The sequence below is a fragment of the Staphylococcus sp. EG-SA-2 genome, from assembly GCF_017152085.1.
In genome coordinates this window covers 1-555 of sequence record NZ_JACYHC010000093.1, presented here as the reverse complement: position 1 = coordinate 555, position 555 = coordinate 1, and the positions used below count along the sequence as shown (strand labels likewise).

The window sequence follows — 555 nt, the reverse complement described above, 5'->3', positions numbered from 1 at the left end:
TTGTTTAAATGGCAGCAATCAAACCTATTACAACATATAAAGGTAAAATAGTCCCTCTCTTCAACGACAATATCGATACAGACCAAATCATTCCTAAGGTACACTTAAAGCGTATTTCAAAAAGTGGTTTCGGTCCATTTGCTTTTGATGAATGGCGGTACTTACCTGATGGTTCAGATAATCCAGATTTCAATCCTAACAAACCACAATATAAAGGGGCTTCTATTTTAATTACAGGAGATAATTTTGGATGCGGTTCAAGTCGTGAACATGCTGCTTGGGCTCTTAAGGACTATGGTTTTCATATTATTATTGCAGGAAGTTTCAGTGACATATTTTATATGAATTGTACAAAAAATGCAATGTTACCAATTGTTTTAGAAAAAAATGCACGTGAACATCTTGCTAAATATGTTGAAATTGAGGTCGATTTACCAAATCAAACTGTGTCATCACCAGACAAGCGTTTCCATTTTGAAATTGATGAAACTTGGAAAAATAAACTTGTAAATGGCTTAGATGACATTGCAATCACCCTACAATATGAATCATTAA

The 555-nt window shown here is 33.7% G+C and carries 1 protein-coding gene; it reads left to right on the top strand.

What is annotated here, in order from left to right:
* Nucleotides 1-8: 8 nt before the first annotated feature.
* Nucleotides 9-555, top strand: a 547-nt coding sequence (gene leuD / locus IDG60_RS00775; RefSeq protein ID WP_206160373.1) for a 3-isopropylmalate dehydratase small subunit, incomplete at its 3' end; no start/stop codon positions are given.